Annotated in this window: 20 protein-coding genes and 1 pseudogene; 6 read left to right on the top strand and 15 right to left on the bottom strand. The window is 70.9% G+C overall.

Annotated elements, in window-relative coordinates; all coding sequences use genetic code 11:
- Position 1: 1 nt before the first annotated feature.
- Positions 2–859, top strand: coding sequence for a cyanophycinase (locus tag PLL68_RS03290; protein WP_324531616.1), 858 nt, complete (start codon positions 2–4; stop codon positions 857–859).
- 52 nt (positions 860–911) lie between these two features.
- A complete protein-coding gene (gene cphA, locus PLL68_RS03285) occupies positions 912–3,749 on the top strand; it encodes a cyanophycin synthetase (RefSeq protein ID WP_324531614.1) in 2,838 nt (945 codons plus the stop codon).
- 18 nt (positions 3,750–3,767) lie between these two features.
- On the opposite strand, the gene PLL68_RS03280 is transcribed toward cphA, so the two are convergent.
- From PLL68_RS03280 to fabG, 3 genes are read right to left on the bottom strand one after another with little or no spacing between them, the layout of a single operon-like run.
- The gene (locus tag PLL68_RS03280) at positions 3,768–5,987 is read right to left on the bottom strand and encodes a tetratricopeptide repeat protein (RefSeq protein ID WP_324531612.1); all 2,220 of its coding nucleotides are present in this window, start codon (positions 5,985–5,987) and stop codon (positions 3,768–3,770) included.
- A 38-nt stretch (positions 5,988–6,025) separates the two neighbouring features.
- The gene (gene fabI, locus PLL68_RS03275; protein ID WP_324531610.1) at positions 6,026–6,784 is read right to left on the bottom strand and encodes an enoyl-ACP reductase FabI; all 759 of its coding nucleotides are present in this window, start codon (positions 6,782–6,784) and stop codon (positions 6,026–6,028) included.
- Between the two features lie 44 nt (positions 6,785–6,828).
- Positions 6,829–7,542 (bottom strand): 3-oxoacyl-ACP reductase FabG, encoded by a 714-nt coding sequence (gene fabG, locus PLL68_RS03270; RefSeq protein ID WP_324531608.1) that lies wholly within the window; start codon positions 7,540–7,542, stop codon positions 6,829–6,831.
- Between the two features lie 60 nt (positions 7,543–7,602).
- Between fabG and PLL68_RS03265 the strand changes: the two genes are divergently transcribed.
- Complete coding sequence (locus PLL68_RS03265) at positions 7,603–7,926, top strand: DUF3099 domain-containing protein (RefSeq protein ID WP_324531606.1); 324 nt, start codon at positions 7,603–7,605, stop codon at positions 7,924–7,926.
- Here PLL68_RS03265 and moaA read toward each other — a convergent pair.
- A complete protein-coding gene (gene moaA / locus PLL68_RS03260) occupies positions 7,909–8,910 on the bottom strand; it encodes a GTP 3',8-cyclase MoaA (RefSeq protein ID WP_324531604.1) in 1,002 nt (333 codons plus the stop codon). The genes PLL68_RS03265 and moaA overlap by 18 nt on opposite strands.
- A 33-nt stretch (positions 8,911–8,943) precedes the next feature.
- On the opposite strand from moaA, the gene PLL68_RS03255 reads away from it, so the two are divergent.
- Positions 8,944–9,735 (top strand): SURF1 family cytochrome oxidase biogenesis protein, encoded by a 792-nt coding sequence (locus tag PLL68_RS03255; protein ID WP_324531602.1) that lies wholly within the window; start codon positions 8,944–8,946, stop codon positions 9,733–9,735.
- Positions 9,736–9,776: 41 nt separating this feature from the next.
- Here PLL68_RS03255 and PLL68_RS03250 read toward each other — a convergent pair whose 3' ends face one another.
- A complete protein-coding gene (locus PLL68_RS03250; protein WP_324531635.1) occupies positions 9,777–11,669 on the bottom strand; it encodes an ABC transporter ATP-binding protein in 1,893 nt (630 codons plus the stop codon).
- Between the two features lie 194 nt (positions 11,670–11,863).
- Here PLL68_RS03250 and PLL68_RS03245 point away from each other — a divergent pair, with 194 nt between their 5' ends.
- The gene (locus PLL68_RS03245) at positions 11,864–13,249 is read left to right on the top strand and encodes a TrpB-like pyridoxal phosphate-dependent enzyme (RefSeq protein WP_324531600.1); all 1,386 of its coding nucleotides are present in this window, start codon (positions 11,864–11,866) and stop codon (positions 13,247–13,249) included.
- 11 nt (positions 13,250–13,260) lie between these two features.
- Here PLL68_RS03245 and PLL68_RS03240 read toward each other — a convergent pair whose 3' ends face one another.
- Entirely contained in the window at positions 13,261–14,859 is a 1,599-nt protein-coding gene (locus PLL68_RS03240; protein ID WP_324531598.1) for an ABC-F family ATP-binding cassette domain-containing protein, read from the bottom strand.
- Positions 14,860–14,992: 133 nt separating this feature from the next.
- On the opposite strand from PLL68_RS03240, the pseudogene ypfJ reads away from it, so the two are divergent.
- Positions 14,993–15,906: pseudogene (gene ypfJ / locus PLL68_RS03235) on the top strand (KPN_02809 family neutral zinc metallopeptidase).
- Between the two features lie 4 nt (positions 15,907–15,910).
- Here the strand turns inward: ypfJ and PLL68_RS03230 are convergent.
- The 9 genes from PLL68_RS03230 to PLL68_RS03190 all read right to left on the bottom strand — a co-directional run.
- Positions 15,911–16,222: a hypothetical protein gene (locus PLL68_RS03230; protein ID WP_324531596.1), complete on the bottom strand. Its 312-nt coding sequence runs from the start codon at positions 16,220–16,222 to the stop codon at positions 15,911–15,913.
- Positions 16,223–16,240: 18 nt separating this feature from the next.
- Positions 16,241–16,741, bottom strand: a complete 501-nt coding sequence (locus PLL68_RS03225; RefSeq protein ID WP_324531594.1) for an acVLRF1 family peptidyl-tRNA hydrolase — start codon at positions 16,739–16,741, stop codon at positions 16,241–16,243.
- A gap of 35 nt (positions 16,742–16,776) precedes the next feature.
- Positions 16,777–17,151 carry a metal-sulfur cluster assembly factor gene (locus PLL68_RS03220; RefSeq protein ID WP_425495943.1) on the bottom strand — a complete coding sequence of 125 codons (375 nt, stop codon included), beginning with the start codon at positions 17,149–17,151 and terminating at the stop codon, positions 16,777–16,779.
- On the bottom strand, positions 17,100–17,546 hold the full coding sequence (sufU, locus tag PLL68_RS03215; protein ID WP_324531591.1) for a Fe-S cluster assembly sulfur transfer protein SufU: 447 nt from the start codon (positions 17,544–17,546) through the stop codon (positions 17,100–17,102). Before sufU ends, PLL68_RS03220 begins: the two co-directional genes overlap by 52 nt.
- Positions 17,546–18,841: a SufS family cysteine desulfurase gene (locus PLL68_RS03210; protein ID WP_324531589.1), complete on the bottom strand. Its 1,296-nt coding sequence runs from the start codon at positions 18,839–18,841 to the stop codon at positions 17,546–17,548. The genes sufU and PLL68_RS03210 overlap by 1 nt, the downstream gene beginning before the upstream one ends.
- 1 nt (position 18,842) lies before the next feature.
- Positions 18,843–19,604, bottom strand: a complete 762-nt coding sequence (sufC, locus tag PLL68_RS03205) for a Fe-S cluster assembly ATPase SufC (RefSeq protein WP_324531586.1) — start codon at positions 19,602–19,604, stop codon at positions 18,843–18,845.
- A 7-nt stretch (positions 19,605–19,611) separates the two neighbouring features.
- Positions 19,612–19,953, bottom strand: coding sequence for a non-heme iron oxygenase ferredoxin subunit (locus PLL68_RS03200; RefSeq protein ID WP_159899137.1), 342 nt, complete (start codon positions 19,951–19,953; stop codon positions 19,612–19,614).
- A complete protein-coding gene (gene sufD, locus PLL68_RS03195; RefSeq protein WP_324531583.1) occupies positions 19,950–21,128 on the bottom strand; it encodes a Fe-S cluster assembly protein SufD in 1,179 nt (392 codons plus the stop codon). The genes PLL68_RS03200 and sufD overlap by 4 nt, the downstream gene beginning before the upstream one ends.
- On the bottom strand, positions 21,128–21,520 hold a 393-nt coding region (locus PLL68_RS03190), incomplete at its 5' end, for a SufD family Fe-S cluster assembly protein (protein WP_324531581.1). The genes sufD and PLL68_RS03190, both read right to left, overlap by 1 nt.

Raw genomic sequence — 21,520 nt, 5'->3', positions numbered from 1 at the left:
CGTGCCGCGATTCCCCACGACCATTCCCACGCTGTTCATCATCGGTGGTGCCGAGGACCGCGTCGGCAAGGCCTCGTTGCTGCGCCAGTTCGTCAAGCTCTCCGGGGGGCGCCGATCCCAGATCGTGCTCATCCCCACCGCCTCCTCCTTCCAGCAGGAGGTCACCGACGCCTACACCGAGGTGTTCACCCGTCTGGGTGCCGGGGGGCTCGACGTCGTCAACCCCGCGACCCGGGCCGACGCCCACTCCCCGGCGTCCGTCGCCGCGATCGACGCGGCATCCGGCATCTTCATGAGTGGGGGCAGCCAGCTGAGGTTGTCGCAGCTGCTGCCCGGAACACCGGTGGGTGACGCCCTGCACCGTGCCCACGAGCGAGGCGCGGTCGTCGGGGGGACCTCAGCGGGTGCCTCGATCATGTCCGACTTCATGATCTCCATGGGTGACGAAGGGGTCACGCCCCGCCAGCGGGCCAGCCAGATCACCGCCGGGCTCGGCCTCATCCGCGGTGTGGTCGTCGACCAGCACTTCGACCAGCGAGCCCGGTACGGCCGACTGATGTCGGTCATCGCCACGTCCCCCCACCTGCTCGGCATCGGGATCGACGAGGACACCGCGGTCATCGTCGAGGACCTGAAGCGGTTCACCGTCCAGGGTCGTGGTGCCGTGTTCGTCGTCGACTGTCGCAGCGCCGTCACCGACGCTCCGGATGCCGCCCCCGGGGCGCCCGTGCTCGTCTCCGGTGCCACGGTCCACACCCTGCCTGCCGGGTCGACCTTCGACCTCGTGAACCGCGCACTCACCGGTTTCATCGAGCAGCACCCCGACCTGCTCGTCTCGGTCGCCGCAGCAAAGGCCTGAGCACCACCCACCACCCTGCCCGAAACGCCCGCCCACCCGAGGAGAAGCGCCGATGGACCTGCCCACGCCGACCGGCCCCGCCGCACCTGACCTGCGCATCCTCGAGTCGAGGGTCTACCGGGGCGGCAACATCTGGTCCTACGACCCGTCGATCCACCTCGTCGTCGACCTCGGCATCCTCGAGGAGTACCCGACGAGCGCCCTGCCCGGGTTCACCGAGCGCCTCGTCGAGCTCCTGCCCGGGCTGGAGAACCACACCTGCTCCACCGGCGTGAAGGGGGGCTTCATCTCCCGCATGCAGCAGGGCACCTGGCTGGGTCACGTCGCCGAACACGTCGCCCTGCAGCTGCAGCAGGAGGCCGGCCACGACCAGCGCCGCGGCAAGACGCGCATGGTCAAGGGTCGTCCCGGCGTCTACAACATCATCTACGCGTACACCAACGAGGAGGTCGGCCTGGCCGCGGGCCGCCTGGCCGTGGCCCTGGTCAACGACCTCGTGCAGGCCCAGGAGGACTTCGACTTCGCCGAGGAGCTCGAGCGCTTCCTCACCCGCGCCGAGCGCACCGCCTTCGGCCCGTCGACGGGGGCCATCCTCGAGGAGGCCGTCAGCCGCGACATCCCGTTCATCCGGTTGAACTCCGGCAGCCTCGTCCAGCTCGGACAGGGGGTCCACCAGCAGCGGATCCGCGCGACGATGACGTCGAAGACCGGGGCCCTGGCCGTCGACATCGCCAGCGACAAGGACATGACGACCAAGCTGCTCGCATCGGCCGGGCTGCCGGTGCCCAAGCAGGAGACCGTGCGCTCGGCAGAGGGTGCCGTGGCGGCAGCCCGCCGGATCGGCTTCCCCGTCGTGCTCAAGCCGCTGGACGGCAACCACGGACGAGGGGTCTGCCTGAACCTCATGGACGACGAGGCGGTGCGTGAGGCCTTCGTCATCGCCGAGGACCAGTCGCGCCGCGGGTACGTCATCGTCGAGTCGTTCGTCACCGGTCGGGACTACCGCTGCCTCATCGTCGGGGGCAAGATGCAGGCCATCGCCGAGCGGGTGCCCGCCCACGTCGTCGGCGACGGCACCCACACCGTGCGCGAGCTCGTCGACCTGACCAACGCGGACCCGCGCCGTGGGGTCGGGCACGAGAAGGTGCTCACCAAGATCAAGGTCGACGCCGCCGCCGAGGAGCTCGTGCGCGAGCAGGGGTTCACCCTCGATGACGTGCCCCCGGTCGAGACCATGGTCAAGCTCGCCCTCACCGGCAACATGTCCACGGGCGGCATCTCCATCGACCGCACCTTCGACGCCCACCCCGACAACATCGAGATCGCCGAGGAGGCAGCCCGGCTCATCGGGCTCGACGTCGCGGGCATCGACTTCATCGCCCCGGACATCGCCTCCCCCGTGCGTGAGGCCGGTGGCGCGATCTGCGAGGTGAACGCGGCCCCCGGATTCCGGATGCACACCCACCCGACGGTGGGTGAACCCCAGTACATCGCGAAGCCGGTCGTCGACCTGCTCTTCCCCCCGGGTGCCCCCTCTCGGGTGCCGATCGTCGCCGTCACCGGGACCAACGGCAAGACGACCACCTCCCGGATGATCGCGCACATCATGAAGGGGCTCGGCCGCCAGGTCGGCATGACGTCGACCGACGGCATCGTGATCGACGAGCGCCTCGTGGTGAAGTCCGACGCCTCAGGGCCGCGCTCGGCCCGCATGGTGCTCCAGAACCCGCGCGTGGACTTCGCGGTGATGGAGGTCGCGCGCGGCGGCATCCTGCGTGAAGGCCTGGGGTACGACCGCAACGACGTCGCCGTCGTCACCAACGTCGCTCCCGACCACCTCGGGATGCGGGGCATCGACACCCTCGAACAGCTCGCCGACGTCAAGGCCGTCGTCGTCGAGGCCGTCCCGCGTGACGGCTTCGCCGTGCTCAACGCCGACGACCCGCTCGTGCGTCGGATGCGGCGGCGCTGCTCGGGCTCGGTGGTGTGGTTCAGCCTCGCCGAACCCGGGTCGAAGGTGCGCGACCTCATCGACGACCACTGCCGCCGCGGTGGGCGCGCGGTGGTCCTGGACCGCACCGACCGCGGCGACATGATCGTCATCCGGCACGGCCGCCGGTCGATGCAGCTCGCCTGGACCCACCTGCTGCCCGCGACGTTCGGTGGCACCGCGCTGTTCAACGTCGCCAACGCGATGGCGGCGGCCGGTGCAGCCTTCGCCAGCGGAGCCGGACTCCACGAGATCCGTCAGGGCCTGCGGACGTTCACGACGTCCTACTACCTCTCCCCCGGCCGGATGAACCAGGTCAACGTCCACAACGTCGACGTCATCGTCGACTACTGCCACAACGCCCCCGGCATGCGGGTGCTCGGAGAGTTCCTCGAGCGCTACGCGAGCATGAAGTCCGGGCAGAGCGACCTCGGCAAGATCTCGCGCATCGGCATGGTGGCGACCGCCGGCGACCGCCGTGAGGCCGACATGATCGAGCTCGGGGCCGTCGCCGCCGAGCACTTCGACGTCGTCGTCGTGCGCGAGGACGAGCGTCTGCGCGGTCGGGAGCGCGGTTTCACGGCCGACCTCGTCGCGCAGGGTGTCCGCAGCCGCATGGGTGAGCCGGGAGTGCGCTGCCGGCAGGTCGAGATCGTCCTCGACGAGACCGACGCGGTGCGCCACGTCATGGCCCGGGCCAACCCGGGCGACATCGTCGTCCTCACCGTCGACCAGCACGCCGCGGTGATGTCCGAGCTCGAGGCGATGACCAAGCAGGCCCAGCCCGGGTCACACACCAAGGACTCGGTCGGCGACCCCGACATGGATCCCGAGGCGATGATGGAGCAGGCCAAGGAGGCCGGCGACAGCGCTGCGCGCGACCTCGAACCGAGCTCGTAGCGGCGCCCGGCGGACGCCTCAGCCCTGCGGGTGCTCGCGCAGGGCTGAGGCGGATGCCGTGAGGGCGCGTCGGTAGCGCGCGACGTCCGGGTCGGTGCTCGCCGCCACGACGGCCGTGAGGAGGTCGGCCAGGGCCTGCGAGGCGTGTCCGGCGTCGTGCTGGACCAGGGCCCGGAACGCCGCCACCCCGAGGCTTTCCGGGTGCCGTGCCGCGACGTCCTCGATGACCGACTCGGCGGCCTGCACCTGCCCGAGGTTGCGCAGGCTGGAGGCGAGCTGGATCTGGGCGCGGTGCCGGTGCGGCTCCCGCAGGCCGGCGGCCAGGGCGCGTTCGTACAGCGCCACGGCCAGGTCCTCCTCCCCGGCGGCGTCGTGGGTCCCGGCCAGCTCGTAGGTGATGCGGGCGTCGTCCGGGTGGGCCGCGGCCAGTTCCTCCGCGAGCCGGATGCGTTCGCTCGGGTCCTCGACCTCCCACAGCGCGGTCAGCGCCTCCTCGGCCTCGTGCTCGCCGCGGGCGCGCACCACCTTGCGTCGGATCGCGTGCTCGTCGTCGGCGGTGGCCGACAGCGACCGCAGCCACTGCGTGATCTCGGCCCGTTCGGCGTGGCACATCACCGCGACGACGTCGCCGTCGTCGGCCACCTCGACGCACGCCTGGAGGCCGGAGAGCTCGGTGGGGTAGGACGCGATGTCAGCCACCCCGGCGTGCCCCAGCCCGATCCGCAGCTGGGCCTCGAGGTCCTGTGCCGTGCGCCCGCGCAGGTACTGGACCTTGTGGGCTGCGACGACGTGGTCGGCCCGCAGGCCGGCTATCTCACCGAGGGCCTGGAGGATCTCGTCGGTCCGGTCGCCCGCGGTGCCCAGGGCGAGGTGCACCCGCCCGCCGGGTGCGCACAGGCCGCGCGAGACGTCGAGCAGTGCCTCGAGACCGGCCTCGTTGTGGGCGAGGTCGACGACGACCGTCACCTCGCCGCGCTCGGTCGGCACCGTGTAGGTGTTCATCCGTCCGGGGTTGAGCAGGTCGTCCGGGCGGAAGGTGCGCAGCCCCTCGATGACGAACTCGCGCGCGATGCCCAGGCCCAGGGCCGCCGACGCACCGGCGAGTGCGTTGAGCACGTTGTGGTGCGACAGCCCGGACAGGGCCATCGGCAGGTCGATGACCCGCACCAGTCTGTCCGGGACTCCGTCGTGGGTGAGCACGGTGACGTGGCCGTCGAGCACCGTGGTGGCCCGGCCGCCGGCCCCGAGGGCCTCGCGCACCGCGGGGGCGCTCGGGTCGGCCGTGAAGACCCACGGGCGGGCCCGGATGCCGGCGCGCATCGCCCACACCCGGGGGTCCTCGCCGTTGAGCACGACCCATCCCCCCGGCTTGGTGGCCTTGGTGACGATCGCCTTGACCTCGGCGAGCTGGTCGACCGTGTCGATGCCCTGGAGGCCGAGGTGGTCGGCGGAGACGTTCGTGACGACGGAGACGTCGTTGTGCGTGATCCCCATCCCGCGCAGGAGCATCCCGCCACGTGCGGTCTCGAGGATGCCGATCTGCACGCCCGGGGCGTCGAGCACGGCGCGCGCGCCTGCCGGGCCGGAGTAGTCCCCCGGCTCGATGGTCTCGCCCTGGACGACCACGCCGTCCGTGGAGCTCCACCCCGTGGTCAGGCCGGCCGTCATGCAGATGTGGGCCAGCAGCCGGGTCGTCGTCGTCTTGCCGTTCGTGCCCGTGATCGACGCGACCGGGATGCGCGGGGTGACCACCCTCGGCCCGTCGCCGCGGGGCGCGGAGGTGACGGCGGCCGCGTGGGGAGCAACGGCATCCGCCAGGGAACCACCCTCGAGCAGGCTCTGGAGCACCGGGCCGATCGCCTCCCCGAGCGCCTGCGCGCGACCACGCTGGCGCCAGACGAAGGCGCACACGACGACGTCGGTCTCGCCGGCCGGCCGGGTGCGAACCCCGAGGCGCTTGGTTCCGGCGGCAGCGGCCACGGACCGAGCCACCCGCTCGACGATGCGCACGAGCACCTGCTGGCGTTGCTCGGAGCCGGGAGCGCCCGGCTGGCCGCGGCGGCGCAGTCCGACGGCTGCGGCGACGGCGCGCACCTGGTCCGGGGATGCCGCGAGGTACCCCGGCAGCGCCAGGGTCACCTTGACGGCTGGTCGAGGGAAGTACAGGTTCGGCCCCTCGAGCAGGCGCACCTCCTCGGTGCGCACGGACGGGGGGCTCTGCGCGGGCTCGCTGCTCACGCGGGGAGCCTAGTGCTCGGCAGCCCTCTTGCCGAGCGTCAGGCGCCGACGGCGTGGTAGCCGCCGTCGACGTGGACCATCTCGCCGGTCGTGGCCGGGAACCAGTCGGAGAGCAGCGCGACGCAGGCCTGGGCGGCCGGCTGCGGGTCATCGACGTCCCAGCCCAGGGGGGCGCGGGCGGTCCAGGCCTCCTCGAAGCGCTCGAACCCGGGGATGGACTTGGCGGCCGTCGTGCGGATCGGGCCCGCGGCGACGAGGTTGCAGCGCATGCCGAGCGGCCCGAGGTCGCGGGCGAGGTAACGGTTCGTCGACTCGAAGGCGGCCTTCGCGACACCCATCCAGTCGTAGACCGGCCACGCGACGCGGGCGTCGAAGGTCAAACCGACGACGCTGCCGCCGCGACCCATGAGGGGCATCGCTGCCTTGGTGAGCGACGCCAGGGAGTACGCGGAGATCTGGACCGCGGTGGCGACATCGGCCCACTCGGCCTCCATGAACGTGAACGCGCCCTGGGGCGCGAACCCGATCGAGTGCACGACGCCGTCGAGGTGGGGCACGTGTTCGCGCACCCGGTCGGCCAGCGCGGCGAGGTCGTCGTCGTTCGTGACGTCGAGCTCGACGACGGCCGGGGTCACGGGCAGCCGCTTGGCCATGGCCGCCGTGAGCTTCATCTGGCGGCCGAACGAGGTGAGCACCACCTCGGCACCCTGCTCCTGCGCCAGGCGGGCGACGTGGAAGGCGATGGAGGTGTCGAGGAGGACACCGGTGACGAGGAGCTTCTTGCCCTGGAGCAGCATCTGGGAGGACCTTTCGCGGGGGGTGGGTGGCGTGCTGGCTTGGGTCAGTGACCCATGCCGAGGCCACCGTCGACGGGGATCACGGCACCGGAGATGTAGGCGGCCTCGGTGCTGGCCAGGAAGCGGACGGCGGCGGCCACCTCCTCAGGGGTGGCGAAACGGCCGGCAGGGATCGCTGCCTGGTAGGTCTTGCGGGTGTCCTCGGGGAGCACCGCGGTCATGTCGGTCTCGATGAAGCCGGGCGCCACGACGTTGGCGGTGATGCCGCGTCCGCCGAGCTCTCGGGTGATCGAGCGGGCCAGGCCGACCAGGCCCGCCTTGCTCGCCGCGTAGTTGGCCTGTCCTGGGCCTCCGTAGAGCCCGACGACGCTGGAGATGAGGATGATGCGGCCCCGGCGCAGGCGGATCATGCCCTTGCTGGCACGGCGGGCGCACCGGAAGGCGCCGGCGAGGTTGGTGTCGATGACGGAGTCGAAGTCCTCGTCGGACATCCGCATGAGAAGGCCGTCCTTGGTGATGCCAGCATTGGCGACGAGCACCTCGATCGGCCCACCGAGCAGACCCTCGGCCTCGGTGAAGGCGGCGTCGACCGAGGCCGAGTCGGTGACGTCGCAGCGCACCCCGACCAGCCCCTCAGGGGCCTCTCCGGACCGGTGGGTGACGGCAACCTTGTCGCCGGCCGCGGCGAACGACCGGGCGATCGCGAGACCGATCCCGCGGTTGCCGCCGGTGACGAGGACAGTTCGTGGCTCGCTCATGCTGTCGAACCTAGTCGACTACCGCTGGGTAGCCGGAGAACAGCGACATACAGTGGGCAGGTGCCGACCACCCAGCCCCGGCAGGCTCCCACCGCCCAGTCGGTGACGAGCGTGCCCGAGTCACGCACGCAGGAGCAGTCCCGCCGGCTGCGGCGCTACCTCGTGACGATGGTCGTCCGCACGATCTGTTTCGTGCTGCTCGTCGTCATCAACCACCCCATCCGGTGGGTGTTCGCCTTCGGGGCCGTGTTCCTGCCGTTCTTCGCCGTCGTGGCGGCCAACGCTGTCTCGCCGCGGTTGCGCGGGCGCGTCATGCCGGTCCTGCCCCACGCCGACGACACCCTGCTGATCACCCGCGAGGCGGATTCACCCACCGATCGCTGACATCGGTCGCTCGGGCTGCTCGAAGTCCGGTCGGTCGATGCCGTGTCCGGCCTTCTTGGCCCACATCTCGGCGACGATGAGGTCGGCCAGCTCGGCGTCGGTGGCTCCCTCGCGAAGTGGGCCCCGCAGGTCCACCTCGCGGCGGGCGAACAGGCAGTTGCGCAGCTGGCCGTCAGCGGTGAGGCGTACCCGGTCACAGCTGCCGCAGAACGGCGCCGAGACGCTCGCGATGACCCCCACCGTGGCCGGGCCGCCGTCGACGAGGAACAGCTCGGCCGGCGCGCTGCCGCGTTCGTGGACGGGAGTGAGGGTGAAGCGCTCCCCGAGCCGCTCGAGGATCTCGCCCTGGGAGACCATCTGCGCCCGGTCCCACGCGTGCTGCGCGTCGAGTGGCATCTGCTCGATGAACCGCAGCTCGTAGCCCCGGTCCAGGCACCAGCGCAACAGGTCGGGCACGTCGGTGTCGTTGACCCCGCGCATCGCGACCGCGTTGACCTTGACGGGGTTCAGGCCGGCGTCCGAAGCCGCCTTCAGCCCGGCGACGACGTCGTTGAAGCGGTCTCGCCGGGTCAGGCCGGCGAAGTGCTCCGGGTCGATGGTGTCGAGGCTGACGTTGACGCGGTCCAGGCCCGCGGCCGCGAGCGGCGCGGCCAGGCGGTCCAGCCCGATGCCGTTCGTCGTCATCGCGATGCGCGGCCGCGGGTCGAGCGCGGCGATGCGCGCCACGACGTCGACGAGGCTGCGGCGAAGGATCGGCTCTCCCCCGGTGAGGCGCACCTGGGTGACCCCCAGACCGACCATGACCGAGACCACGCGCACGAGTTCGTCGTCGCTCAGCATCTCGGGTTTGGGCATCCAGTCCAGCCCCTCGGCGGGCATGCAGTAGGTGCAGCGCAGGTTGCACCGGTCCGTCACGGACACGCGCAGGTCGCGGCCGACCCGCCCGAATTGATCGAGCAGGCGCGGGGCAGGGAGGGCGGTCATAGGACACCAATGTACGACGGGTACCGTGGCTGGGTGTTCAGGCGGCTGGTGACTCCTCGCTGGCTGGGCGCTCTCGTGCTCGCAGCCCTGTTCGCGGTGGCGTGCTACCACCTCGGGTGGTGGCAGTACGACCGGCACCTGGCCAAGGCCGAACGCAACGAGCGGCTCGACGAGCACTACCGCGGCGAGGCCGTCCCGCTGGGCGAGGTGCTGACCCCCTCCGGCCTGGCCGTCCAGGACGAGTGGCGGCGGGTCACGGTGACCGGGACCTACGAGGCCGGCCCGGTGTTCGTGCGCGGCCGCAGCCTCGACGGCGAGGCCGGTCTCGAGGTGCTCTGGGGCCTTCGGCCGGATGCCGGGGGGCCGGACGTCGTGGTCAACCGCGGTTTCGTCAGGCCGTCCGACCAAGGAGCGAGCGTGCTTCCGTCAGTGCCGCCCGCACCGGACGGCGAGGTCACCGTGACGGGCTGGGCGCGTCGTGGGGAGGCGTCTCGGGGAAAGGAGGCGGCGGCCGGCACGGTCGCGAGCATCAACCTGCCCGAGGTGGCTGCCCAGATGGCGCTGACGGACGTGCTCCCCGACTACGTGCTGCTGGACTCCGAGCGCACCGCGGACGGCACGACGCCACAGCGCCCCCAGCCCCTCGGTGAGCCTGACAGGTCCCTCGGGACCCACCTGGCCTACGCGTACCAGTGGTGGATGACGATGGCGCTGGGCTTCGTCCTCATCTGGTTCGGCATCCGCCGCGAGCTGCGGGCGGAGAACCCGGAGCAGTACCCGCCGAAGGTCAAGAAGACCCGGATCTGGGACGAGGAGGACGAGTAGACCGCACCGGCCCTCGTCGGGCCGGGGGCCGGAGCCCGGGTTCAGGCAGGGGTGTCCACGGGCTGGTCGAGGACCTCGCCGAGCTCGTCGTCGAACTGGGTCCGGTAGAGCTCGCTGTAGACACCGCCCGCGGCGACGAGTTCGGTGTGGGTGCCGCGCTCGACGACGCGTCCCTCGTCGACGACGAGGATGAGGTCGGCATGCCGGATCGTGGACAGGCGGTGCGCGATCACCAAGGCTGACCGGTCGCGCAGCGCCTCGTCGAGCGCCCGTTGCAGCGCCTGCTCCGACTCGCTGTCCAGGTGGGCGGTGGCTTCGTCGAGGACGACGAGGCCCGGGCCCTTCAGCAGCAGCCGCGCAATCGCCAGGCGCTGCTTCTCACCGCCGGACAGCCGGTGGCCCCGGTCGCCGACGACGGTCTCCAGGCCGGAGGGCAGTGACTCCACGAGGTTCCACACCTGGGCAGCCTTCAGGGCGGCGACCATGTCGGCCTCGCTCGCCTGCGGAGCCGCGTAGGCGAGATTGGCCCGGATGGTGTCGTGGAAGAGGTGGGCGTCCTGGGTGACGACGCCGACGGCATCGTGCAGTGAGTCGTTCGTCGTGTCGCGCAGGTCGACGCCGTTGATCCGGATGGCCCCGGCCGTGGGGTCGTAGAGCCGCGCGACGAGGGAGGTGATGGTCGTCTTTCCTGCACCGCTCGGGCCGACCAGGGCGACGAGGGAACCGGGTTCGATGACGAACGAGACTTCTCGCAGCACCGGACCGCTCCCCCGCCGGTCTCCCGAGGCCGTGCTCTCCAGCGAGGCCAGCGACACCTCGTCGGCCGACGGGTAGGAGAAGGCGACGTCGTCGACCTCGACGCGGACGGGCCCACGGGGCACCGGTCGGGCGTCGGGCGCCTCGGCGACGAGCGGTTCGAGGTCGAGGACCTCGAAGACCCGCTCGAAGGACACGAGGGCGGTCATGATGTCGACGCGGACGTTGGAGATCGCCGTGAGCGGGCCGTACAGCCGCGCCAGCAGGGCCGTGAGCGCGATCAGGGTGCCCACCGTGAGGCTGCCGTTCACGGCCATGAGGCCACCGACGCCGTAGACCATGGCGGTCGCGAGCGAGGCGACGAGGGTGAGCGCCACGAAGAACACCGAGCGGTTGACGGCGATCCGCACGCCGATGTCCCGCACCCTGGCCGCGCGCACCGCGTACTCCTCGTCCTCGACGGCAGGGCGGCCGAAGAGCTTGACGAGCAGTGCCCCGGCGACGTTGAAGCGCTCCGTCATCCGTGTCCCGAGGTCGGCGTTCTGCACCATCTGCTCGTGGGCCAGGCTCGACAGGCGACGCCCCATGAAGCGGGCGGGCAGCAGGAAGAACGGCACGAGGACCAGGGCGGCCAGGGTCAGCTGCCAGGACAACGTGGCCATCGCGGCGAGGATGAGCACGAGGGTGATGGCGTTGCTCACCACGCTGGACAGCACCGACGTGAAGGCCTGCTGGGCACCGATGACGTCGTTGCCGAGGCGGGTGACGAGGGCCCCGGTCTGGGCCCGGGTGAAGAAGGCCACCGGTTGGCGCAGCACGTGCGAGAACACCTGGGTGCGCAGGTCGTAGATCAGGCCCTCGCCGATCCTGGCGGAGAACCAGCGCTCGACGAGGGTGAGCGCGCCACTCAGCACGGCGATGCCGGCGACGATGAGCGAGAGCCGCACCACCACCGCGGAGTCGCGCGGGTAGATGCCGTCGTCGATGAGCGACTTCAGGAGCAGGGGCGTCGCGACGACGAGCACCGACTCGATGACGACGAGCCCGAGGAACCAGGCGATCGGCCCCGAGTACGGGCGAGCGTAGCCGAGCACCCGCTTGGTGGTGCCGGGGGTGAGCCGGCGTTCCTTGACACTTGCGTCCCTGCTCAGGCTGTGCAGCGCCTGCCAGCCGTACATGCTCACGGTGCGGTGCTCCTCGTCGTCGGTGAACCGCGAGCGAGAAGACCGCGGCCGAGGCAGTCAACCACCGCACCCTGACAGGTGTTCCGCGCCGGGTCGTGAAAGACCCCTTGTGGTGAGCGCGGCCGCCATCGAGGATGACCACGGCGACGCCGCCGGGGTGGGCGCCGGAGAGAAGAGGAAACGTCACCGTGACCGCACCACTGCGCCACAAGGTCCTGCTCGACGAGGACGAGATGCCCACCCGCTGGTACAACATCCTGCACGACCTGCCGACTCCTCCCCCGCCGCCGCTGCACCCCGGCACCGGCCAGCCGGTGGGCCCCGACGACCTGTCGGGGATCTTCCCGATGGACCTCATCGCCCAGGAGGTGTCCACCGAGCAGTACATCGACATCCCCGAGGCCGTTCAGGACGTCTACCGACTGTGGCGTCCCTCTCCGCTGTTCCGGGCCCACCGGCTCGAGAAGGCCCTCGGCACGCCCGCTCGCATCTACTACAAGTACGAGGGGGTCTCGCCAGCCGGCTCGCACAAGCCGAACACCGCGGTGCCGCAGGCGTACTACAACGCGCGCGCCGGCATCCGAAAGCTCACGACCGAGACCGGCGCCGGGCAGTGGGGCACCTCGCTGGCGTTCGCGTGCGCCCAGTTCGACCTCGAGTGCGAGATCTGGCAGGTGCGGGCCTCCTACGACGCCAAGCCTTACCGCAAGATCATGATGGAGACCTTCGGGGGCACTGTGCACCCGAGCCCGTCGGACCTCACCGAGGCCGGGCGCGCGATCCTCGCGAGCGACCCCGGCTCGAACGGGTCCCTCGGCCTGGCGATCAGCGAGGCCGTCGAGGTGGCAGCCCAGGACCCGAACACCAACTACGCCCTGGGATCGGTGCTCAACCACGTGCTGCTGCACCAGACGATCATCGGCGAGGAGGCCCTGCTCCAGCTGGCGAAGATCGACGAGACCGTCGACCTCATCGTCGGGTGCACCGGCGGAGGCTCGAACTTCGGTGGCCTGACCTTCCCGTTCCTTCGGGAGAAGTTCGCCGCCGGTGGCGCCGGGCCGGTCATCCGCGCCGTCGAGCCGGCGTCCTGCCCGTCCCTGACCCAGGGCACCTACGCCTACGACTTCGGTGACGTCGCCGGGCTGACCCCCATGATGAAGATGCACACTCTCGGGCACGACTTCATGCCCGACCCCATCCACGCCGGGGGGCTGCGCTACCACGGCATGAGCCCGCTCATCAGCCACCTCTACGAGGAGGGGCTCATCGAGGCCGAGGCCAGGACGCAGAAGGACTGCTTCGCCGCGGGGGTGCTCTTCGCCCGCACCGAGGGCATCGTGCCCGCCCCGGAGCCGACCCACGCGTTGGCGGCCGCGGTCGACGAGGCGATCCGGTGCATCGAGACCGGCGAGGAGAAGGTGATCCTCACGGCCCTCTGCGGACACGGACACCTCGACCTCCCGGCGTACGACGCCTACCTGCGCGGTGACCTCGTCGACCACACCTGGGAGGACACCGAGCTCCAGGAGGCCGTGGCGCAGGCCCTCACCAAGCTGCCGTCGATCCCGGGCTGATCAGGCCGGGCTCAGGCCAGGGTGACCAGGTCGCGGTAGTCGGGGTTGAACAGGTCCTCGACACCGTCGGGGAGCAGGAGGATGCGCTCGGGCTCCAGCGCGTCGACCGCGCCCTCGTCGTGGGTGACGAGGACGACCGCGCCCTCGTACGTGCGCAGCGCGCCGAGGATCTCCTCCCGTGAGGCCGGGTCGAGGTTGTTCGTCGGCTCGTCGAGGAGCAGCACGTTGGCCGACGACACGACGAGCAGCGCCAGCGAGAGCCGCGTCTTCTCACCGCCGGAAAGCACCCCAGCCGGCTTCTCGACGTCGTCACCGCTGAACAGGAACGAGCCGAGCACCTTGCGCACGTCGGTCTCGCCGAGGTCGGGAGCAGCCGACTTCATGTTGGCGAGCACCGAGCGGTCCACGTCGAGGTTCTCGTGCTCCTGGGCGTAGTAGCCGATCTTCAACCCGTGGCCCGGCTCGACCTGACCGGTGTCCGGGGTGTCGACGCCGGCGAGCATGCGCAGCAGGGTGGTCTTGCCGGCACCGTTGAGGCCCAGCACGACGACCCGCGAGCCGCGGTCGATGGCGAGGTCGACGTCGGTGAAGATCTCCTGCGAGCCGTACGACCTCGAGAGCCCGGTGGCCCGCAGCGGGGTCTTCCCGCAGGGAGAGGGCTTCGGGAAGCGCAGCTTGGCGACCTTGTCGTGGGCCCGTTCGGTCTCCAGACCCGAGAGCAGCCGCTCGGCACGACGGGCCATGTTCTGCGCCGCCACGGTCTTGGTCGCCTTGGCCCGCATCTTGTCGGCCTGCGCCATGAGCACCGAGGCCTTCTTCTCGGCGTTGGCGCGTTCCCGCTTGCGCCGACGCTCGTCGGTCTCGCGCTGCTGGAGGTAGGCCTTCCAGCCGAGGTTGTACTGGTCGAGCTCTGCTCGGTTGGCGTCGAGGTGGAAGACCTTGTTGACCACCGCGTCGAGCAGGTCGACGTCGTGCGAGATGACGACGAGCCCACCCTTGTAACCCTTGAGGTGGTCGCGCAGCCAAGCGATGGAGTCGGCGTCGAGGTGGTTGGTCGGCTCGTCGAGAAGCAGCGTCTCGGCTCCCGAGAACAGGATCCGGGCCAGCTCGATGCGGCGTCGCTGACCGCCGGAGAGGGTTCCCAGCGTCTGTCCGAGGATGCGCTCGTCGAGGCCGAGCGCGCCGGCGATGGATGCCGCTTCGGACTCGGCTGCGTAGCCTCCGGCGGCCACGAACTCACCTTCGAGGCGGCCGTACCGTCGCATGGCCTTGTCCTGCTTCTCGCCGGTGGCGGTCGCCATCGCCAGTTCGGACTCGCGCAGCTTGCGCACGATCTCGTCGAGGCCTCGCGCCGACAGGATGCGGTCGCGGGCGGTGACCGTGAGGTCGACTCCCCGGGGGTCCTGGGGCAGGTAGCCCACCTGACCACTGGTCGTGATGCTTCCGGCGGCCGGCTGGGTCTCCCCCGCCAGAGCCTTGGTCAGCGTGGTCTTGCCGGCACCGTTGCGGCCCACGAGCCCGACCCGGTCTCCCGGCGCCACGCGGAAGGTCGCGTCGTCGAGCAGCATGCGCGAGCCGGCGCGCAACTCCACGGAGGCAGCGGTGATCACGAAAAGGCCCTTCGAGCAGGTGGGGGACGTTGCGCCGCACCGGTGCGGTTGCGCACGACGGCAGGCGGTCGCCGTCTAGTCTAGGTCCCGCCGCGTGTTGCGCGGTTCACGCACCGGCACGGAGGCACGACCCATGAGCTTCAACGAGAACGTCACCCTCGACACCTCACAGGTGAGCTCGGGCGGTCGGGGTGGGGGTGCGCCCGGGGGCATGGTCGTCGGCGGCGGCATCGGCGGCATCATCATGCTGATCCTCGCGATGATCTTCGGCATCAACCCGGGCGACATCACCGGTGGCGGCGAGCAGCCCGCGCCCGGCCAGGTGCAGTCCGGCGGTGAGCAGGACTCGGCAGCCTTCGCCGAGTGCGTCACCGGCGCCGACGCCAACACGAACGTCGAGTGTCGAGTCATCGGGTCGGTCAACTCGGTGCAGGCCTTCTGGGCCGGCGAGCTCCCCCGGTTCGGCAAGCAGTGGCAGCCGACCCAGACCGTGCTCTACCGCGGCACGACGCAGTCAGCGTGTGGCACCGCGAGCAACCAGGTGGGGCCCTTCTACTGCCCCTGGACAAGAAGGTCTACATCGACGCCAGCTTCTTCCAGATCCTCGAGCAGCAGTTCGGCAGCAGTGCCGGCCCCCTGGCCCAGGAGTACATCGTCGCTCACGAGTACGGCCACGCCCTGCAGGACCAGCTCGGTCTGCTCGGGCGGGCCCAGCGCGATCCGCAGGGCCCGGAGTCCGGTGCCGTGCGCATCGAGCTCATGGCCGACTGCCTGGGCGGTGTGTGGGCCAACCACGCGTCCACCGTCAAGGACGAGGACACCGGTCAGCCCTTCCTGAAGCCGCTGACGGACCAGGACATCAAGGACGCCCTGTCAGCCGCCTCCTCGGTCGGGGACGACCGCATCCAGCAGAAGACCCAGGGTCGGGTCAACCCCGAGAACTGGACGCACGGCTCCGCCGAGGCCCGTCAGCGGTGGTTCCTCCAGGGCTTCCGCACCGGCGACCTCAACCAGTGCGACACCTTCGCGGTCGCCTCGGTCAACTGAGCGGTCAGCCAGCAACCAGCGCCACGACGAACGCGGCGTAGGCGGCGAGAGCAGCCCAGGCCAGCCCTGCACGCAGCCGGGGCGGGCCGTCGGCGACGCCGATGAGCATCGACGCGGCGAGGAGTGCCCAGCACACCCCGTGGCCGAGCCGCAGGGCGGCCCACGCCGGCCCGGTGGCGTCGTCGGCAGCATCCGGGACGATCCGGAACCAGACCATCGACATCCCGGCCGCGACGGCGGCGCCGGCGGCCAACCCCGCCCGGCGGTGCTGCGCCCACCACCGGAGCAGGGCGGATCGTGGGCTCGCGAGTTTCACCCGGCCACGGTAGCGCCGCTACTCCTCGATGGTGATGCGCACTGCGCGTGCCCGATCGAGTGCCTTCTGGAGCACGTCCAGGCGTGGATCCGGTAGGTCGTAGAGCTCACGCCGCGGTAGGCGGCGCAGCCCGGCGAGCCGGTCGTCCTCGAGCAGGGCCGCGGTCAGTGCCTTGTCTCCCCCGAGCACCAGGCCCGCTGGTCGGACGCCGGTGAGCAGCCGCACCGCGTGCTCACCCGCCGCACCGACGAGCTCGTCGGCCTGGTTGGCCCGCCGTCGGGCGAACCGCTGCTGGCTCCACCCGCCGGCCGCCGTGCGCGACTGGACGTAGCGCGTGCCGACCTTGTGCGCGGTGAGGTCTCCCCCGATGGCGACGCCCACGGCATACCCGCCCCGTCGCACGAGGAGGACGGCGAGCGGGTCGTGGTCGAACCGCTCCTGGGAGACCACGCGCTGCGGGCCGTCCGGGTTGTTGGCGTGGAACCGCTCCAGCCAGCCGTCGAGGCGTGCTGGCGCCACCTCGACCACTCGTGCCGGCACCGGGGGTTACGTCGTCAGATGTTGAAGCCGAGGGCGCGCAGCTGCTCGCGGCCGTCGTCGGTGATCTTGTCCGGGCCCCACGGCGGCATCCAGACCCAGTTGACCCGGTACGAGGCGACGAGCCCCTCGAGCGACTGCTGGGTCTGGTCCTCGATGACGTCGGTCAGCGGGCACGCGGCCGAGGTCAGGGTCATGTCGATGACGGCGTGGTTCTGGCCGTCGACGGTGATCCCGTAGACGAGGCCGAGGTCGACGACGTTGATGCCGAGCTCGGGGTCGACGACATCGCGCAGGGCCTCCTCGACGTCGGCCACGTTGGCTGGGGTGCTGGTCTGGGTCACTGCGGGGCTCCTTCGGCCTGGTGCAGGGCATCGGTGAACGCCATCCATGACAGGAGGGCGCACTTGACTCGGGCGGGGTACTTCGCGACCCCGGACAGCGCGACACCGTCGCCGATGCGCTCCTCGTCGCCGGGGTCCTCCCCCTTGCTCGTGAGCATCGAGCGCATGGCCTCGACGGTCTCGCGCGCCTCGGCCAGGGTCTCGCCGGTGATCTCCTCGGCGAGGATCGACGCCGACGCCACGCTGATCGAGCAGCCGACGGCGTCGTAGGAGACGTCCTCGACCACCGCGTCGGCACCCGCGCCGGCCAGGTGGACGCGCAGGGTCACCTCGTCACCGCACGTGGGGTTGACGTGGTGCACCTGCGCCTCGAACGGCTCGCGCAGGCCGAAGCGCACGGGGCGCTTGGAGTGCTCGAGGATGAGTTCCTGGTAGAGGTCCATCAGACCGCCACCTCCAGACCGAACATCGCAGGCACCCGGTCCAGGGCCGCGAGCAGGGCGTCGACCTCCGCCGGGGTGGTGTAGGCCGCGAAGCTGGCGCGAGTGCTCGCCTGGGCCTTCAGTGCCCGGTGCAGCGGCCAGGCGCAGTGGTGGCCGACCCGCACAGCGACGCCGCTGTCGTCGAGCACCTGCCCGACGTCGTGGGCGTGGACGTCGTCGACGACGAAGGCCACCGCTCCCCCACGATCCTCCATGCCCTCGGGGCCGAGCACGCGGACCCACGGGCGGGCCGCGAGGCCGTCGAGGAGCCGGCGCGTCAGGGCCTGCTCGTGGGCGTGGACCCGCTCGAGCCCGAGGGCCGACAGGTAGTCGCACGCGGCGGCGAGGCCCACGGCCTGCGCCGCGACGGGGACGCCGGCCTCGAACTTCTGCGGCGCCGGGGCGTATGTCGAGGTCTCCATGGTGACCGTCTCGATCATCGAGCCGCCAGTGAGGAAGACCGGCATCTCGTCGAGCAGCTCGGGACGCGACCACAGCACGCCGACGCCGAGCGGCCCGAACATCTTGTGCCCGGAGAACGCCACGAAGTCGACCCCGAGGTCGCTCACGTCGACGGGTAGGTGAGGCACCGACTGGCAGGCGTCGAGCACGACGAGGGCACCCACGGCGTGGGCCCGCTCGGTGAGCTCGCGCACCGGGTTGACGGTGCCGAGGACGTTGGAGACGTGGGTGAACGCAAACACCTTGGTGCGCTCGGTGAGCAGGGTGTCGAGGTCGGTGAGGTCGAGCCGTCCGTCGGGGGTGACCGGCACCCAGCGCAGGGTCGCGCCGGTGCGCCGGCAGGCCTCCTGCCACGGGATGAGGTTGGCGTGGTGCTCCATCTCGGTGACGAGGACCTCGTCGCCGGGGCCCAGCGTGAAGCGGTCACCGTGACCGCCGCCGCCACCCGCTGCGCCGTTGGTGAAGGCGTAGGCGACGAGGTTGATGGCCTCGGTGGCGTTGCGCGTGAAGACGACCTCCGAGGAACGGGCACCGATGAACGAGGCGATCGTCGCTCGGGCGTCCTCGTAGGCGTCGGTGCCCTCCTCGGAGAGCTGGTGCGCTCCGCGGTGAACAGCCGCATTGGTGTTCTCGTAGAACCAGCGCTCGGCATCGAGCACCTGCCGTGGCTTGTGCGAGGTGGCGCCGGAGTCGAGGTAGACCAGCGGGCGCCTCCCGCGCACCGTGCGCGCCAGGATCGCGAAGTCAGCCCGGATCCGGGCCAGCTCCTCGTCGGTGAAGGGGGAGGCGCTCATCTCAGCCCTGAGCCGGCGTGAGGAAGCGGTCGTAGCCCTCGGCCTCGAGGCGCTCGGCCAGCTCGGGGCCGCCCTCCTCGGCGATCCGGCCGTCGACGAAGACGTGGACGAAGTCGGGGCGGATGTAGCGCAGGATGCGGGTGTAGTGCGTGATGAGCAGGACACCTGACCCGGTGGCCTCCTTGGCGCGGTTGACGCCCTCGGACACCACGCGCAGCGCGTCGACGTCGAGGCCGGAGTCGGTCTCGTCGAGGACGGCGAACTTGGGACGGAGCAGCTCCATCTGGAGGATCTCGTGGCGCTTCTTCTCACCGCCGGAGAAGCCCTCGTTGACGTTGCGCTCGGCGAAGGAGGGGTCCATGCGCAGGTTCTCCATCGCCTGCTTCATGTCCTTGACCCATGTGCGCAGCTTGGGTGCCTCGCCGTCGACGGCGGTCTTCGCGGTGCGCAGGAAGTTCGACATCGACACACCGGGCACCTCGACGGGGTACTGCATCGCGAGGAAGATGCCGGCGCGGGCCCGCTCGTCGACGGACATCGCGAGGACGTCCTCGCCGTCGAGGGTCACGGTGCCGGAGGTGATCGTGTACTTGGGGTGTCCGGCGATGGAGTACGCGAGGGTGGACTTGCCCGAGCCGTTGGGGCCCATGATGGCGTGGGTCTCACCGCTGTTGATGGTCAGCGTGACGCCGCGGAGGATCTCCTTGGCGCCGTCCTCGGTGGTGACGCTGACGTGCAGGTCCTTGATCTCAAGGGTCGACATGGGGTGCTCAGCTCTCAGGGGTCAGGGCGACGAGGACGTCGTCGCCCTCGATACGGACGGTGTGGACGGTGACGGGGACGATCGCGGGCGGCCCGGAGGGCTGGCCGGTGCGCAGGTCGAAGCGCGAGCCGTGCAGCCAGCACTCGATCATGCAGCCGTCGAGCTCACCCTCGGACAGCGAGACGTTGCCGTGGGTGCAGGCGTCGTCGATGCAGTGGAGGCCGCCGTCCTCGGTGCGCACCAGGCTCACGCGGCGCCCGTTGACCTCGGCGAGGGTGGCCCCCACGAGGGGCAGCTCGTCGAGGCGGCACACCCGCACGAAGTCGGTGTCGGTCAGCTGCTCGCTCATGCGGCACCCGCCGACAGCTCGCGCTCGATGGCCTGCATGAGGCGCTCCTCGACCTCGGGGACGCCGATGCGGCCCACGACGCTCGCGAAGAAGCCGTGCACGACGAGGCGACGTGCCTCGTCCTGCGGGATCCCACGAGCCATCAGGTAGAACAGCTGCTCGTCGTCGAAGCGACCGGTTGCGGAGGCGTGCCCGGCCCCCTCGATCTCGCCGGTCTCGATCTCGAGGTTCGGCACCGAGTCGGCGCGGGCGCCGTCGGTCAGCACGAGGTTGCGGTTCAGCTCGTAGGTGTCGGTGCCCTCGGCGCTGGCGCGGATCAGCACGTCACCGACCCAGACCGTGTGGGCGGTGTCGCCCTGGAGGGCGCCCTTGTACTCGACGTTGCTGCGGCAGTGGGGCGCGGCGTGGTCGACGAACAGCCGGTGCTCGAGGTGCTGCCCGGCATCCGCGAAGTACACGCCCAGGCCCTCGAAGGAGCCACCGGGGCCGGCGTACGTGGCGTTGGTGTTCATCCGCACGATCCCGCCACCGATGGTGACGGCGATGTGGCGCACTGACGCGTCCCGGCCGACGACGACGTCGTGCTGGGCGAGGTGGTGCGCGGTGTCGTCCCACTCCTGGACGGAGACCAGGGTCAGCTGCGACCCGTCACCGGTGACCACCGAGACGAGCTCACCGAAGTTGCTCGTGCCGGCGTGCTCGATCACGACGGTGGCCCGCGCGAACCGGCCGAGCCGCACGACCAGGTGGCCGTGCACGACGTCGGAGGACTCGCCGTGCAGGCGCAGCCGCACGGGCTCGTCGAGCTCGACCTCGGCCGGGATCTCGAGCACCGTGGCACCGCCGCTGTGGGCGGCGGCGACGACGGCCGCGCGGTCACCCGGCGCCGGGGCGCCGCTGTCGCGGACCTCCTCGGTGGATGCCGTGCGCAGCGTGACGCCGTCGGGAAGGGTGTTCGACCAGGTCAGGTGCGCGCCGGTCGCCTCGTCGCGGAACAGCATCCCGATTCGGTCGACCGGGGTGAAGCGCCACTCCTCCTCGCGCCCGGTGGGCAGGGGGAAGTCGGCCACGTCGTAGGACGTGGTGCGCTCGGCGCGGGACTGGTCCGGGACCATCGTGGCGGCACTGTCGGTGTGCGCGCCGGAGGCGGGGCGCTGGGGGGTCAGCAGCGACATCAGCCGACTGCTCCTTCCATCTGGAGCTCGATGAGGCGGTTGAGTTCGAGGGCGTACTCCATGGGAAGCTCCTTGGCGATCGGCTCGACGAAGCCGCGCACGATCATCGCCATCGCCTCCTCCTCGGACATGCCTCGGGACATGAGGTAGAACATCTGGTCCTCGGACACCTTCGAGACCGTGGCCTCGTGGCCCATCTGCACGTCGTCCTCGCGGATGTCGACGTAGGGGTAGGTGTCCGAGCGGCTGATCGTGTCGACGAGCAGGGCGTCGCACACGACCGAGCTCTTGCTGCCGTGCGCGCCCTCGAGGATCTGGACCAGGCCGCGGTAGGACGTGCGACCCCCGCCCCGGGCGACCGACTTGCTGACGATCGAGCTGCTCGTGTTCGG

It is taken from the genome of Ornithinibacter sp. (assembly GCF_035443565.1).
Taxonomy (GTDB): domain Bacteria; phylum Actinomycetota; class Actinomycetes; order Actinomycetales; family Dermatophilaceae; genus Fodinibacter.
This window is presented reverse-complemented; position numbering and strand designations above follow the sequence as displayed.

What these genes read in the sequence shown, in the direction of transcription:
- cphA (WP_324531614.1), top strand. Translation starts at nt 912, where the DNA reads ATGGACCTGCCCACGCCGACCGGCCCCGCCGCACCTGACCTGCGCATC.
- fabI (WP_324531610.1), bottom strand. Translation starts at nt 6,784, where the DNA reads ATGCTGCTCCAGGGCAAGAAGCTCCTCGTCACCGGTGTCCTCCTCGAC.
- fabG (WP_324531608.1), bottom strand. Translation starts at nt 7,542, where the DNA reads ATGAGCGAGCCACGAACTGTCCTCGTCACCGGCGGCAACCGCGGGATC.
- moaA (WP_324531604.1), bottom strand. Translation starts at nt 8,910, where the DNA reads ATGACCGCCCTCCCTGCCCCGCGCCTGCTCGATCAATTCGGGCGGGTC.
- PLL68_RS03250 (WP_324531635.1), bottom strand. Translation starts at nt 11,669, where the DNA reads ATGTACGGCTGGCAGGCGCTGCACAGCCTGAGCAGGGACGCAAGTGTC.
- PLL68_RS03220 (WP_425495943.1), bottom strand. Translation starts at nt 17,151, where the DNA reads ATGGATGGCGTTCACCGATGCCCTGCACCAGGCCGAAGGAGCCCCGCA.
- sufU (WP_324531591.1), bottom strand. Translation starts at nt 17,546, where the DNA reads ATGGACCTCTACCAGGAACTCATCCTCGAGCACTCCAAGCGCCCCGTG.
- PLL68_RS03210 (WP_324531589.1), bottom strand. Translation starts at nt 18,841, where the DNA reads ATGAGCGCCTCCCCCTTCACCGACGAGGAGCTGGCCCGGATCCGGGCT.
- sufC (WP_324531586.1), bottom strand. Translation starts at nt 19,604, where the DNA reads ATGTCGACCCTTGAGATCAAGGACCTGCACGTCAGCGTCACCACCGAG.
- PLL68_RS03200 (WP_159899137.1), bottom strand. Translation starts at nt 19,953, where the DNA reads ATGAGCGAGCAGCTGACCGACACCGACTTCGTGCGGGTGTGCCGCCTC.
- sufD (WP_324531583.1), bottom strand. Translation starts at nt 21,128, where the DNA reads ATGTCGCTGCTGACCCCCCAGCGCCCCGCCTCCGGCGCGCACACCGAC.